At 70.0% G+C, this 433-nt stretch carries 2 pseudogenes; both read right to left on the bottom strand.

The annotated features are described in order from the left end of the window. Positions 1 to 208: pseudogene (locus U858_RS0133170) on the bottom strand (alpha/beta hydrolase); the annotation flags it as partial. A gap of 23 nt (positions 209 to 231) precedes the next feature. After that, positions 232 to 433: pseudogene (locus tag U858_RS0133165) on the bottom strand (hypothetical protein); the annotation flags it as partial.

Raw genomic sequence — 433 nt, 5'->3', positions numbered from 1 at the left:
CGCCGCGCCCGCGCGACGGCAGCAAGACCAGCGCCGGGCCCTGGCCCTGCACCAGGACCTCGATGCTGGCGCCGTTGCCCGGCAGCACCGTGACGCGCTGCACGGCGTCCACCGGCGCGTCGGCGGCCACTGGCGCGGCGTGTGCCGTCATCCCCATGCTGCCCAGGGCTGCGCCCCACAGCACCCAGCTTGCCCACTGCTTTCTCATCGTTGTCTCCCCGTTCTTCTGGTTTAAAGAATCTTCTGGAACATGGTGCGCCGCGTGTTGCGAAACGACGGGCGTACCCGGCTGCTCCAGTCGGTAGCGCGAACCGCCAACCAGGGCGGGCTGCCGAAGGTTTCGCGGGTCTGCAGGTCGTAGCAGGCCAGATAGCGCGGGCCCTCATCACGGCATTCGAAGCGTTGCGCGCGCACCGTGCCCGGCACCGAGGCC

The organism is Achromobacter sp. DH1f, from assembly GCF_000633435.1.
Classification (GTDB): Bacteria; Pseudomonadota; Gammaproteobacteria; order Burkholderiales; family Burkholderiaceae_B; genus Achromobacter; species Achromobacter deleyi.
Note: the sequence above shows the minus strand (reverse complement) of the source record. Positions and strands in the feature narration are given on the sequence as shown.